Here is a 12,248-nt window from a genome sequence, read left to right as displayed (position 1 = left end):
CCCGGCTCAGCCTCCCGAGCGTTCGCGCACGAAGCCTGCAAGGAGTGCCGGCCCGTCGCGCAGCACGAGTTCGCGGAACAAGCGCACGGGATCGGACTCGGCATCGGCTCCGCCGCGGCGCTCCCGCCACGCGAGGCCGATCTCGCGGAACGCCAGGGCCGAATCCAGAGGAATCTCCACCCACCCGGGCCCGCCGTCGTCGGCTCCCGCGCCTGCCGGCTGGTGGTGGCTGTGTGGGGCGGCTCTGCCGGGTGCGGAGCCGCCGGGCGGCAGGATGCTGACGCCGAGACCGGCCGAGACGAGGCCGCGAACGGTGTGCGAGTCCTGGCTCTCGAAGGCAATGCGCGGGCGGAACCCCGCCTCCCGGAACAAGGCATCGGTCAGCGAGCGCATGCCGTAGCCGGAACCCATCGCCACGAACGGCTCCTGCCGGATTTCGGCGACGCGGGCCCGACGGCGGCCGGCCAGGGGATGCCGGTGGTGCACCACCAGGCGCAGAGGTTCCCGGTACAGCGCGGCCGACCCGATTCTCTTGCTTGGTATGGCCACGGGGGCGGTGAGCGCCAGGTCCGCGGAGCCCGCGGCAAGTTCCGCGAGGCAGCCGTCCCGTGCGCCCTGGCTGAGGTCAAAGGCAGTCTGCGGGTGCCGGCTCCGGAACGCACTGATGAGCAGCGGCAGCATCGCCTCGCCGAAAGTGTGCTGGAACGAGACCGCGATCCGGCCGCGGACCACTTCCGATTCGTGCCGGACCAGATCCAGCCCTGTCTGGAATTCGTCCAGGGCGGCCTCGATGTGGGGCAGGAGCGCCCTCGCCGCGGGCGTCAGACGCACGCCGCGGCCGTCCCGGATCAACAGCTCCGTCCCCACAATGGCGCTGGCCCGTGCAATTGCACGGCTCACCGTCGACTGCGGCAGGCCCAGGAGCTCGGCAGTCTCGGTAATGTGCTCCGTCCGCCCCAGTTCTGCCAGCAGCGGCAGGAGGGGCAGCAGCTGAACCAGCTGCCTGTGTTCGACGTCCATGGTCCACTCCCGGTGCACTGTTGCATTCTTGCTATCTATCCTATGGAAATCATGCATTGGAAGCATCCCTCGGCCAGGCTCTAGCCTGAAGGCATGCCACGCTTTTCCGCGCCCTCCGGCGCAGGTCCCAGTCCCGTCCCCCAGCTGGCAGCTGATCCTGCAGCTGGCGCTGCAGCTGGCGCTGCAGCGTGGGCGGGCCATCCGAAGGGTTCCGCGGCCTACCGGCGGATCCTCGCCGGACTCGCCTTTGCCGGCGTCGCGACCTTCGCCCAGCTCTACTCCACCCAGGCGGTGCTCCCCCTTCTGGCGGCGGACCTCCACATCTCGGCCGCCGAAGCCGCGCTGACCATCTCCCTGGCGACGGTGGGGCTGGCCCTGACGGTGCTTCCGTGGTCCTTCCTGGCCGACCGAATCGGCCGCGTCCGGGCCATGATGTGGGGCATCTCCGCTGCCACCGTCCTGGGCCTGCTGGTCCCCCTGGCCCCTAGCTTCCCCGTGCTGCTGGGCCTGCGGATGCTGGAGGGAATGGCGCTCGGCGGCATCCCCGCCATCGCGATCGCGTACCTCAATGAGGAGGTCAACAAGGCCCATGCCGCCCTCGCCGCCGGGAGCTACGTTGCCGGGACCACCCTGGGCGGCCTCGCCGGCCGGCTGGTGGCCGGACCGGCCGGCGAACTGTGGGGATGGCGGGCCGCGGCCCTGGCGGTCTCCGTTCTGGCCACCGGGGCAGCCGTCCTGTTCCTCGTTCTGGTGCCGCGGGCCCAGGGCTTCACCATTGCGGCCGCGGGCGGCTTCCGCGGCGCTATGGGCACGCTGGCCGGCCATGCCCGCAATCCCCGGCTGCTGGCCCTGTACGTCCAGGCGTTCCTGCTCATGGGCGGGTTTGTGGCGGTCTACAACTACCTCGGATTCCGGCTGTCCGGGGAACCGTTCAGCCTGCCGGCCACCGCGATCAGCCTCATCTTCCTGGCCTACCTCTCCGGCACCGTCTCGGCGCGCTGGGCAGCGGGACTGACGTCCCGGTTCGGCCGGCGCACGGTCCTGGTTGCCGGCACGGCGCTGATGGCGGGCGGCCTGGCCCTGACGCTCACGGAACTGCTGGTCCCGATCCTGGTGGGACTGCTGCTGTTCACGGGCGGCTTCTTCGCCGCACACAGCATCGGTTCGGGCTGGACCGGGCTGATCGCCACGACGGGCCGGGCGCAGGCCGCCTCGCTGTACAACCTCGCCTACTACCTCGGCTCCAGCGTGCTTGGCTGGGCCGGCGGCCTGGTCTTCCAGCGGCTTGGCTGGACGGCCCTTGCCCTGACGGTCATCGGACTGGCCGGCGCGACGGCGGCAATCACCGCCGTCGCGCATCCCGCGTCGGTTCCCGCAGCCGCCGGCAGGGCCGCCGGCGGCCGGAGCAAGGCCGCCGCCGGCGGGGCCGCGGTGTCCGGCTAGGCGCCGATCCCCGTTAGGTGTCGGCTCCTGCCAGGCCGTCGACTCTGCGGGCTACCGCGTGGTCTCGATCGCCTGCACGAGGTCGGCGACGATGTCGGCCGGGTCCTCCAGGCCCACCGAGATCCGCAGCAGGTTCGCGTGCGGCTTGGCCGCGGCCTCGACCGGCCGGTGGGTCAGGCCTGCGGGGTGCTGGATGAGGGTGTCGATCCCTCCGAGGGAGACGGCGTGCGTGATCATGCCGACGGCGGCCGGGATCCGTTCGGCGTGCTCGGCGCTGGCGAGCTCGAAGGCCATGAGCGATCCCGGGCCGGACATCTGGGTGCCGATAAGGCCCTGCGGGTCGCATTCAGCCAGTCCTGGGTAGTAGACCCGCTTCACGAGCCCGTGCCCGGCCAGGGCAACCGCGACCTTTTCGGCGCTGGCCTGCTGGGCGCGGACCCGCACAGGGAGCGTCGCCAGCCCGCGGTGTAGCAGGTAGGCCGGCCACGGGGTCAGGATTCCGCCCGTCACTGCCCGGATCTGGCGCAGGCGCACCGCCCACTCAGAGCCTGCGGCCACCACACCGCCCATGGCGTCACCGTGGCCGCCCAGGAACTTCGTGGCGCTGTGCAACACCATGGCGGCACCGTGCTTGAAGGGCTGCTGCAGCACCGGACTGGCGAAAGTGTTGTCCACCAGGAGCGGCACGCCGTCGGCAGCGGCAGCCACCAGTGCGATGTCCACCAGCTCAAGGGTCGGGTTGGCCGGCGTCTCCAGGACCACCAGGCCGGTATCCGACCGCAGCGCGCCGCGGACGCCCTCCGGCGTCGTGAAAGTGACCTCGTTGCCGAGGACGCCGGAGGCGAGCAGGTAGTCGCTGCCGCCGTATAGGGGCCGCACGGCGACAACATGCTTCTTGCCCGACGCCACAACTGCGAGGAGCACCGCGCTCAGCGCCGCCATGCCCGTGGCAAAGGCGACAGACTCGGGCGTGCCTTCCAGGACGGCGACGCCCTCTTCGAAACGCGCCACCGTGGGGTTCCACAGCCGCTGGTACACAGTGCTTTGCCCCTCCACGTGCGCCCCGCCCGTGGCCATGTGCTCGTAAGCCAGGCCGCCGTCGTGCACGGACGGCAGCGGTGCCGTCGTGGACAGATCGATAGGCACCGCGTGCACACCCAGTTCCGTGAGCCCGTTCCGGCCCGCGTGGACCGCCAATGAATCTTGAGAGAGCACCCTAACTCCTTACGAATATTCGCCATTGAATTCCGCAAGTATCTGGCAATAATTCGAGCATTTGTAGGGGTTCTGAATGGAACTGCCGGATAGTGCCCTTTATGATGAATAGACAACACTACGAGGAGGATCCGTGAGCAGCAGTGCGAAGAATGTTCGGCCGGGGCCCGGCGAGCCGCTGGACGCGATCGACGAGCGCCTGCTCGCTGCCCTCGTCGCGGATGCCCGCATCTCCAACAAGCAACTGGCAGAGCTCGTGGGGATCGCGCCGTCGACCGCGCTGATGCGCACCCGCGCCCTGTCCGAGCGGGGCATCATCGAGGGCTTCGAGGCCAACCTCAGCCTGTCCGCGATCGGACGCTCGGTCCAGGCCCTCATTGCGGTCCGGCTCCGGGCCCACGACCGCGAGCAGATCGACCGTTTCACGGCCCGGGTGCCCAAGCTCCCGGCGGTGCTCTCAACCTTCCACACGTCCGGATCCGTGGACTATCTGCTGCACATCGCCGTGGCCACCACCGAGGACCTCCGGGACTGGGTACTGGACAACCTGGCCACAGACCCCGTGGTGGGCCACACCGAAACCACGCTGGTCTTCGACCACATCCAGGGCAACCACGGCCCGCTGCCGTAACAGCGGCGCCGGGCTAGACCCGCTGGCGCAACGCCGCCCGCAGCGTCACGGCCGCCAGCGTCAGCGCGGCCGCGGCACACACCGTGACGAAACCGGCGACGGCGGCCTGCAGCCCGACCATCCCTGCCGCGAGCCCGAGCCCGATCACCGGGATGGCGCTGCCCAGGTACGTGATGACATAGACCGTGCTGATGATCTGGGCGTGGCGGCCGGGCTCCACCTTGCCGGCGACGTCGTTAAAGACGGTCCGGAAGGCCACGCCCTGCCCCACGCCTGCAGTGATGCTGGCCAAGATCAGCAGCCACGGGCTGCTCCAGGCGGCGGCCGCGGCGATCAGCAGCACGGAAACGCCGAGGACGGCCAGGCCGGCGGGCACGGCAAACCGGCCCCGGATGGCCAGCAACTGGCTCAGGGCCGAGGAACCCAGCGTCAGTCCGGCCAGCAGGCCGATCAGCGGCCGCGAATCGGCGTGGACAATCTGGGCGAAATAGCCGGGCGCGAGCGAGAGGCAGAAGCCGAAGACCGTGAAGCTCAGGAAGCCCACTGAGGAAGCCAGCCAGAAGGCGCCGCGCGCGTCGCTCGAGACCGACGGCCGCCGCGGTGCCAGGACACGCAGCGGCTGGGGCCCGGCCTGCAGGCTGATGGCGGGCCGCGCCTTGAGCAGGTAGAGGGGCACCAGCACGGCGGCGAGGACGAAGGAGTGCAGGTAGTACGGCGTCGACGTCGGGCCCGGCAACAGTGACAGCAGTCCGCCGATCGCCGGGCCGGCCGCGACGCCACCGGCCGAGGCCAGGAGCGTGAACCGGGAGGCCCACTCCGGCCGGCTGGGCAGGAGTTCGCGCAGGGCAGCCGAGCTGGCGCCGGTGGCGAGCGCTACGGCGACGCCCTGTAGCGCGCGCCCGGCGCAGAGCGCCACGAGGCTGTCCGCAGTGGCGAAGACAAAGCCGCCGGCCAGGCCCACCAGGACCGCGAGCACAAGGGCGGCGCGGCGTCCGATGTGGTCGGACCAGTGACCGGCCAGGACCAGGGTGGCCACGAGCGCCAGGACGTAGGCCGAGAACGCCACCGTAATATCGAGCGCGGTGATCCCCAGTTTTGCCTGCAGCAAAGGGTACAGCGGGGTCGCCAGGTTGGCGCCGACGAGCAGCGTAAAGATCACGACGCCTGCCATCACGAGCCGTGCGGTGGTGGAAGCATCCCAGCCCCAGCGGTCAGCTGTGGCCGGGCGCATGCGGAGTTCGTTGAAGACAGTCATGGCCGTGCCCTTGCAAAGTGCAGGGCCGGGCTTTCCCTGTTGTGGGGGAAGCGCCCGGCCCGGTCGAAAGATTGGTACCTACACAGTGCAATACCAATGATCTTGATGGCTAACTTCTGTGCCAAAATTGAGCAAAACAGTCATTCTCGGGCTGTTTGAGTGAACCGGAGTGATGATTTGAACAGTCTGGACCCTACCGACCTCAAGATCCTGCTGGAGCTGATCCGGGATCCGCGGATCCAGATCGGCGACCTCAGTGATTCCCTGGGCATCGCCCGGAACACCGCCCAGTCGCGCGTGCGGCGCATGCTGCGCTCGGGCGTGCTGCACGACGGCGGCCGCGAAATCGATCTGGAGGCGGTGGGCTACGACGTCGTCGCCTTCGTCACGATCGAGGTCAACCACCGGGAGCTCGACGGCGTCGTCGGGGCCCTGCGGCTGATCGCCCAGGTCCTGGAAGTCCATGAGATCTCCGGGCGGGGCGACGTCTGGTGCCGGGTGGTGGCGACGGACACGCACAACCTCCAGGCGGCCCTCCGGTCGATCCTTCGGATCAAGGGAGTCATCCGCACCGAGACTGTACTGGCCCTGCACACCCATATCCCCTACCGAACCGAACCTCTGATCAGCCGGCTCGCCCAAGGCAACGCGCTGGCTCCCGGCCGGCCCGGGTCGCGGCGGGCCGGTTCCGCCGAACTTCAGGTGAACAAAGGATAATGTCCCGGTGACTATCATCGACAACGCCGTCTACGTTGACGGCATCCGCAGCGCCGAGCCGCGGAACCTCGAGCAGACTTTCGAGACCCTGACCGAGCGCGGCGGGATGGCCTGGATCGGTCTCTACCGGCCCACGCCCGACGAAATGGCGGCCGTGGCGGCGGAGTTCGGCCTGCACGGGCTGGCGGTGGAGGACGCCATCTCTGCCCATCAGCGCCCCAAACTCGAACGCTACGACGACAACCTGTTCACTGTGCTCCGGCCTGCCCGGTACCTGGACGAGACCGAGACTGTGGAGTTCGGCGAACTGCACATCTTCACGGGCCCGAACTTCGTGGTCACCGTACGGCACGCCGAGACGGAAGTCGTGAGCCAGGTCCGGCGCCGGATGGAGGACCGGCCCGACCTGTTGCGCCACGGCCCCGAGGCCGTCCTGTACGCACTCATGGACCAGGTGGTGGACGACTACGGTCCTGTGGTGGCCGGGCTGGAAAACGACATCGACGAGATCGAGGACCAGCTCTTCAGCGGCGACCCCCTGGTGTCCCGGCGGATCTACGAACTCGCCCGGGAAGTTATCCATTTCCAGCGCGCCATCCACCCGCTCCCGGCAATGATGCAGCAGCTCCGGCGGGGCTTTGCGAAGTACCGGGTGGACACGGAACTGCAGCACAGCCTGCGCGACGTCGAGGACCACGTGGAGCGGCTGATTTCCCGCGCCGACTCGTTCCGTGACCTGCTGCAGAACGCGCTCACTTTGGACGGAACCCTGACCGCCAACCGCCAGAACGAGGCCAGCGCGGAACAAAACGAGCAGGTCAAGAAGATCTCCTCGTGGGCCGCGATCTTCTTCGCGCCGACGTTTGTGGCCGGACTGTACGGCATGAACTTCGACTACATGCCGGAGCTGCACTGGACCCTGGGCTACCCGATGGCGATCGTGCTCATGGCCGGCACGGCGGCGCTGATGTACGCCATCTTCAAGAGGAAGGGCTGGCTTTAGCCTGAACCGCGGCGTTCCCGGACCTGGACCATGAGCCGCCGGAACGCCAGGATAAAGACGACCTCGACCAGCACCATGAGCCCGAGGAGCAGCCACTTCCCGCTACCAATGAAAACGACGGCCCCGATGAGGACCAGAATGCTTCCAAGGGCTAGGGAGTAGACGGCAAATCCGAGGGCAACACGGGCGCTGCGGACGCCCGTGCGGAAGCCGAAGCCCAGCGGTTGCCCGCCGGGGTAACCGGCAACCCGGTCCGGGCCAGCGGGCTTGAGCTGGTCGAACTCCTCCCACGGGTCGCGGTCGTGCTCCTGGTTGGTCATGTTCTTATTATCTCGCTGCCGGGATCGCCGCGCCCGGGTCAATCGTCCCGCCCCGGCCATCCCGGCGTTCCGTCAGGCCGCCCGTACGTCGATCTCGCCGGGTTCCGCGCCGTCGCTGCCAAAGACCAGCTTGCGGGTTGCGATTTTCTCGGTGAAGAAGCGGTCGTGGCTGACCACGACGACCGCCCCGGGGAAGTGGAGCAGTGCCCGCTCCATCACCTGGGTGCTGGACATGTCCAGGTGGTTGGTGGGCTCGTCCAGGAGCAGCACCGAGGCGCCGGACAGCAGGCACTGGGCCATGGCGACGCGGGCTTTCTGTCCACCGGAGAGGTTCCCGATCTTCTGTTTGAGGTCAGCCTCGGAGAACTGGAACATCGCGAGGAACCTGTTGACGGACTTCTTTGTGGCGCTGAAGGCGAGGCTGTCCGGCAGCGCGTTGACCGCGTGCGAAACGGTGTCGGCGTCGTCGAGTTCTTCGAGCATTTTGTTGTACGAAACAAAACCGGGCCCCTTGGCCCAGACCACCTCACCCGCATCGGTCGGCTCCTCCCCGGTCAGCACTTTCAGCAGCGTGGACTTGCCACTGCCGTTGGAGCCCAGGACCACAATCCTGTTGCCACGGCGGATCTCAAAGCTGAGGTCCTCGAACAACACTTTCTCGCCATAGGACTTGCCCAGTCCTTCCACCCGGCAGAGAACATCCTTCACGTGCAGCCCGCCGTAGATCTCCGTGACGATCTGGTCCACGGGCCGGGGCGTGCGCGCTTTCTTGATCTTGGCCAGCTGGTTCCCCAACCCGCGGCTTGCGGCTTTGGCCGCCTCGCGGCGGTCGGCAATGCCCTCCGCTTCAAACGCGAGGAGCTCGGACTCGTGGACGAACTGCGCCTCGAGCGTTTTGAGCCGGAACTGCTTCTGGACAACGTACTCGGCGAAGTTTCCCGGGTACTCGTGCAGATGGAAGTTCTCCACCTCGATAATCCGGGTAACCACCGCATCGAGGAACTTCCGGTCGTGCGAGACGATGATCGCGGCGCCGCGGTAGTCGCGGAACCAGTTTTCCAGCCATTCGACGCCGGCAACGTCGAGGTAGTTGGTGGGCTCATCCAGCAGCAATACGTCCGGACCCTCCAACAGGATCTTGGCCAGCGCAGCGCGGTTGCGCCAGCCGCCGGAGAGTTCGTCAATCGCGCACGTGCGGTGGGCCTCGCTGAACCCCAGCGTGGTCAGGACGGCGGCGATGCGCCGCGTGTAGTCCCATCCGTCGAGGCGGTCCATGTCCTCGAACAGCTCGGCCTGGCGCCCGATCAGCCGGTCCAGCTCTGCCTCGGCAGGGTCTGCCGCAATGGCGGCGTCGATGGCTGCCAGCTCGGCCTCGGCAGCCTTGATCTGGACGAACAGTCCGTCGAGGACCTCAAGGATGGTCGCCTCGCCGTCCAGCTCGGAAAACTGGGAGAAGTACCCCACCCTGGTTCCCTGCTCCACGGTGACCGTTCCGGCGTCCGGGGAAACCTGGTCCAGGATGAGCTTGAGGATGGAGGTCTTCCCCGAGCCGTTCTTGCCGATCAGGCCCACCCGGTCCCCGGGCTCGAGGCGGAAGAACGCCTCGCGGAGGATCTGAGTGTTATCGAAGCGGACGCCGACGTCGTGCAGCCGGATCAGGCTCACTGCTGCGCGAGACGGTTGCGGACGATTTCGCTGACGGCCTTGCCGTCAAAACGTCCGGCCACCGTGGCGGTGACGGGCTTCATCACTGCCCCCATTTGGCGCATGGACAGCTCGACGCCGTCGGCCTTGAGCGCCGCAATGGCCTCGTCCACGATCGACTCGACTTCTGCTGCGGTGAGTGGCTTGGGCAGGTAGGCCTCGATCACCTCGGCTTCGGCGATCTCCGCGGCCGCACGCTCGGCTTCGCCGGCTTCGGTGTAGATGCGGGCCGTGTCGCGGCGCTTGGCGGCTTCCTTCTGCAGGAGGGCAGTCACCTGTGCGTCGTCGAGTACGATCGGCGTCTTGCCCGATTTCTCGCGCGTTTCGATTTCGCCGAGGACATTGCGCACAGTGGTGAGGGCAACCTTGTTGCGGTCCTTCATGTGGGTCACGACGTCGGCGTGCAGGCGTTCTTTCAGGGTGGTCATAATTCTCCTCGTGTTACTGACAAGGCTAGCGGCAGAACACGTTGGCCCCGATCGCGAGATTATCCGCTGCGCGTCCTCGTCCGAGTTCCGGGCCGCGGCTTAGGCTGATCGCATGCCGCCAACGCCTGCCCCGACTCCAGTTCCGGTTGAAGTCTTCCTCCACCCAAGTCCGGCCGAGTGGTGGCAGATCGTTGCCGCGCTTGCCCCTGTTGCGGTGCTCATAGCGGCAGCTGTGGGAGCGTTCATGGCCTGGCAGACACTGCGCCAGAGGGCCATCGCCGATGACCGAGCCGAGTGGTGGAAACGGACACAATGGGCGCTGGACAGTGCCCTGGACCGGGACGAGGACACCAGAGCCCTGGGGCTGGCGGCGCTGGAGGTGCTCGCCAGCAGTGAGTTGGCCCGGGACGAGGAACTCGAACTCCTGGACATCGCGTGGAAGTCCGTGACCGGGCACGAGGAACATCCCGCTGCCCAGCACATCCCCGTGAACGCTTCCAGCCCTGCGACCGCCTCTCAGCAGCGGGTTCAGGTCGCGGCCGCCAGGCTGCGCGTCACACTCGACCGGCGCCTGGGACGGCCGACACCGGACCAGACCAAGGCCCGCGCCAAGGAAGAGCTCTAGCTGGTCCGTCCTCGAGTGGGAGCCCCAGGATGATGGCCGCGCAGACGCAATCGGGGCCGCACATGGGGCAGAGGTAGCCGGCCGCTTTCTGGTCGTCCGCCCAGTAGCTGGGGATGGTGGCCAGCTGCGCAAAGCCGGCCCGCTCAAACATTCCCAGGGACGAGTGCTGCGGATCGGCCGAGACCCACGACGCGGAGACGACGTAGCGGCAGCCGCCAGCCTTCAGAAAGTCCAGGCAGGCCGCGAGCATGATCGTGCCGAGGCCCATCCCGCGGGCCGCGGGGCGGACGACAATGGACTTGATTTCGCCGACGCGGCGCCCGGCCAAGCCGGCGTCGGCGGTGGCGAGACGCAGGCGGTTCTGCAGCGCCATCTGGGACTTCTGGTCCAGGACGCGCGCGGTCGTTGCGCCAAGGAGATCACCCTCCCGGCTGCGCGCCCGGATGAGCACTCCCCCGCCCTGGACCGTGAGTTCCGCCAGATCCGATGGGCGGATGAAACCAGAGCCGAGGGATTCGTTGAGGAGCGCTGCCGCCTCGGCGGCCACGGCGGGTCCCGGCGCGCCGACGTGCAGACTGACGTTCGACGCCGTCCGGGAGCTGATCTCTGCGGTCATGCTGCTCCTGATTTCAAAGCTTCCAGGTCCGCCTGTAGCCGGCCCCGAAGTATCGGAAGGTGCCCCGCTCCCCTTCCTGGCCCGAAGACGCCGAAAATTCGGCAACGAAACGGCCGGCAAGAAAACCCGGATCTGCGCCGAGCGAGATTGATGAGCTGGCTGTGGTTCGGGATCATCGTCACTCCCCCCAAGAGAACGGAAACTGCCGGCTATGGCCGCGGCTTTGCCGCAAACCTAGCACGTGAAATCGACCCCGCGGCGGCTTCTTGGAGAATATTTTGATGATGCGGCACTCGGCCCGGGTCTGACACCTGAATCCCAGCATGCCTATGGAAAAGTGCGCCGACGGACGGCCTGCAGCCGCGGGTCGCATGGCATGAGCCTTGAAAAGGGTGGAGCTAAGGAGATTCGAACTCCTGACCTCTTCGATGCGAACGAAGCGCTCTACCAACTGAGCTATAGCCCCGAAGCAACGCCGGTCCTGAGGGAACGGCGTTGCCGGTGTCCCTAGGCTACAAACTATCTGCGCTGTTTTCCAGCCAGCCGCGGAATGTCTCGTTGCCGTGTCGTGCCTCCGGCACCAGGTTCAGCCCCTCGCGCAGATAGCGTCCCATCGCGCCGGGCAGGGGCAGGCGCACCAGTTGGCCCTTGACGCCCGTGGCCCGCTGCCACTCCCGGGCAAAGTCGGCCATGTCCTTGGATTCCGGGCCGCCGAGGTTCAGCACCCGGTGCCGCGGTCCCGCAGCTGGAACCGGCGCCGGTTCCAGGGCGGTTTCCAGGAGCACCGCGGCCGCGTCGGCCGGCGACACCGGCTGGAACCGCGCGCCTCGCACCACGGGGATGACCCGTACCTTCGAGCCGGCGCCAAACATCATCGCCAGCAACGAGTGAAACTGGGTGGCACGGACCACCACTGTCTCCAGTCCGGACAGCTCATAGACGTGTTCCTTGGCGGCCTTCGACCGGTAGAAGGCGGAGTTGCTGCGATCGCAATTCACGATGGACAACATGACGGCCCGGCGCCTTCCCGGAGCGTCCCTCCAGGCAATCGATCACGACGTCGGCGCCCGCCAGGGCTGCCGCGACGCCTTCGCCCGTGGTCACGTCAGCGCGGAAGTATTCCGCGTCCCCGATGTTGGCGGCGGTCCCGGCCGGCGGCGGGTTACGGCTGAGGACGGCCACCGAGTGCCCGGCGTCAAGCGCCCGGCGCACCACTTCACGGCCAACTTGGCCGGTTCCGCCGGCGACGCAGATCCTGGTCATGACCCGAG

General features: G+C 67.8%; 14 protein-coding genes and 1 tRNA gene. 5 read left to right on the top strand and 10 right to left on the bottom strand.

The window, feature by feature from the left end:
• Window positions 1-6: 6 nt before the first annotated feature.
• Window positions 7-1,020 (bottom strand): LysR family transcriptional regulator, encoded by a 1,014-nt coding sequence (locus tag ACFRJ8_RS06790; RefSeq protein WP_377985359.1) that lies wholly within the window; start codon window positions 1,018-1,020, stop codon window positions 7-9.
• 93 nt (window positions 1,021-1,113) lie between these two features.
• Between ACFRJ8_RS06790 and ACFRJ8_RS06785 the strand changes: the two genes are divergently transcribed.
• The gene (locus ACFRJ8_RS06785; protein WP_377985358.1) at window positions 1,114-2,463 is read left to right on the top strand and encodes an MFS transporter; all 1,350 of its coding nucleotides are present in this window, start codon (window positions 1,114-1,116) and stop codon (window positions 2,461-2,463) included.
• A gap of 51 nt (window positions 2,464-2,514) precedes the next feature.
• Here ACFRJ8_RS06785 and ACFRJ8_RS06780 read toward each other — a convergent pair whose 3' ends face one another.
• On the bottom strand, window positions 2,515-3,678 hold the full coding sequence (locus tag ACFRJ8_RS06780) for a trans-sulfuration enzyme family protein (protein WP_377985357.1): 1,164 nt from the start codon (window positions 3,676-3,678) through the stop codon (window positions 2,515-2,517).
• 133 nt (window positions 3,679-3,811) lie between these two features.
• Here ACFRJ8_RS06780 and ACFRJ8_RS06775 point away from each other — a divergent pair, with 133 nt between their 5' ends.
• Window positions 3,812-4,309: an Lrp/AsnC family transcriptional regulator gene (locus tag ACFRJ8_RS06775; protein WP_377985356.1), complete on the top strand. Its 498-nt coding sequence runs from the start codon at window positions 3,812-3,814 to the stop codon at window positions 4,307-4,309.
• A 13-nt stretch (window positions 4,310-4,322) separates the two neighbouring features.
• On the opposite strand, the gene ACFRJ8_RS06770 is transcribed toward ACFRJ8_RS06775, so the two are convergent.
• Window positions 4,323-5,564, bottom strand: coding sequence for an MFS transporter (locus tag ACFRJ8_RS06770; RefSeq protein WP_377985355.1), 1,242 nt, complete (start codon window positions 5,562-5,564; stop codon window positions 4,323-4,325).
• Window positions 5,565-5,741: 177 nt separating this feature from the next.
• On the opposite strand from ACFRJ8_RS06770, the gene ACFRJ8_RS06765 reads away from it, so the two are divergent.
• Both ACFRJ8_RS06765 and corA read left to right on the top strand, forming a co-directional pair.
• Window positions 5,742-6,281, top strand: coding sequence for an Lrp/AsnC family transcriptional regulator (locus tag ACFRJ8_RS06765; protein ID WP_377985354.1), 540 nt, complete (start codon window positions 5,742-5,744; stop codon window positions 6,279-6,281).
• A 7-nt stretch (window positions 6,282-6,288) separates the two neighbouring features.
• Window positions 6,289-7,284 carry a magnesium/cobalt transporter CorA gene (gene corA, locus ACFRJ8_RS06760; protein ID WP_377985353.1) on the top strand — a complete coding sequence of 332 codons (996 nt, stop codon included), beginning with the start codon at window positions 6,289-6,291 and terminating at the stop codon, window positions 7,282-7,284.
• Here corA and ACFRJ8_RS06755 read toward each other — a convergent pair.
• The 3 genes from ACFRJ8_RS06755 to ACFRJ8_RS06745 all read right to left on the bottom strand — a co-directional run bounded on the left by ACFRJ8_RS06755 (window position 7,281) and on the right by ACFRJ8_RS06745 (window position 9,736).
• On the bottom strand, window positions 7,281-7,604 hold the full coding sequence (locus ACFRJ8_RS06755) for a hypothetical protein (protein WP_377985352.1): 324 nt from the start codon (window positions 7,602-7,604) through the stop codon (window positions 7,281-7,283). The genes corA and ACFRJ8_RS06755 overlap by 4 nt on opposite strands.
• A 72-nt stretch (window positions 7,605-7,676) precedes the next feature.
• Window positions 7,677-9,269 (bottom strand): ABC-F family ATP-binding cassette domain-containing protein, encoded by a 1,593-nt coding sequence (locus tag ACFRJ8_RS06750; protein WP_377985351.1) that lies wholly within the window; start codon window positions 9,267-9,269, stop codon window positions 7,677-7,679.
• Window positions 9,266-9,736 (bottom strand): GatB/YqeY domain-containing protein, encoded by a 471-nt coding sequence (locus ACFRJ8_RS06745; protein ID WP_377985350.1) that lies wholly within the window; start codon window positions 9,734-9,736, stop codon window positions 9,266-9,268. Before ACFRJ8_RS06745 ends, ACFRJ8_RS06750 begins: the two co-directional genes overlap by 4 nt.
• Before the next feature lie 112 nt (window positions 9,737-9,848).
• On the opposite strand from ACFRJ8_RS06745, the gene ACFRJ8_RS06740 reads away from it, so the two are divergent.
• On the top strand, window positions 9,849-10,361 hold the full coding sequence (locus tag ACFRJ8_RS06740; RefSeq protein ID WP_377985349.1) for a hypothetical protein: 513 nt from the start codon (window positions 9,849-9,851) through the stop codon (window positions 10,359-10,361).
• Here ACFRJ8_RS06740 and ACFRJ8_RS06735 read toward each other — a convergent pair.
• From ACFRJ8_RS06735 to ACFRJ8_RS06720, 4 genes are all read right to left on the bottom strand, one after another.
• Window positions 10,291-10,977 carry a GNAT family N-acetyltransferase gene (locus ACFRJ8_RS06735; RefSeq protein ID WP_377985348.1) on the bottom strand — a complete coding sequence of 229 codons (687 nt, stop codon included), beginning with the start codon at window positions 10,975-10,977 and terminating at the stop codon, window positions 10,291-10,293. The genes ACFRJ8_RS06740 and ACFRJ8_RS06735 overlap by 71 nt on opposite strands.
• A gap of 393 nt (window positions 10,978-11,370) precedes the next feature.
• A tRNA-Ala gene (locus ACFRJ8_RS06730) sits at window positions 11,371-11,443 on the bottom strand.
• Window positions 11,444-11,489: 46 nt separating this feature from the next.
• Window positions 11,490-11,987: an SDR family oxidoreductase gene (locus tag ACFRJ8_RS06725; protein ID WP_377985347.1), complete on the bottom strand. Its 498-nt coding sequence runs from the start codon at window positions 11,985-11,987 to the stop codon at window positions 11,490-11,492.
• Window positions 11,911-12,240, bottom strand: coding sequence for an SDR family oxidoreductase (locus tag ACFRJ8_RS06720; RefSeq protein WP_377985346.1), 330 nt, complete (start codon window positions 12,238-12,240; stop codon window positions 11,911-11,913). Before ACFRJ8_RS06720 ends, ACFRJ8_RS06725 begins: the two co-directional genes overlap by 77 nt.
• Window positions 12,241-12,248 lie beyond the last annotated feature (8 nt).

Source organism: Arthrobacter sp. NPDC056886, from assembly GCF_042788715.1.
GTDB lineage: Bacteria > Actinomycetota > Actinomycetes > Actinomycetales > Micrococcaceae > Arthrobacter.
The sequence above is the reverse complement of the archived record's forward strand: the minus strand, read 5'-3'. Positions and strand labels throughout refer to the sequence as shown.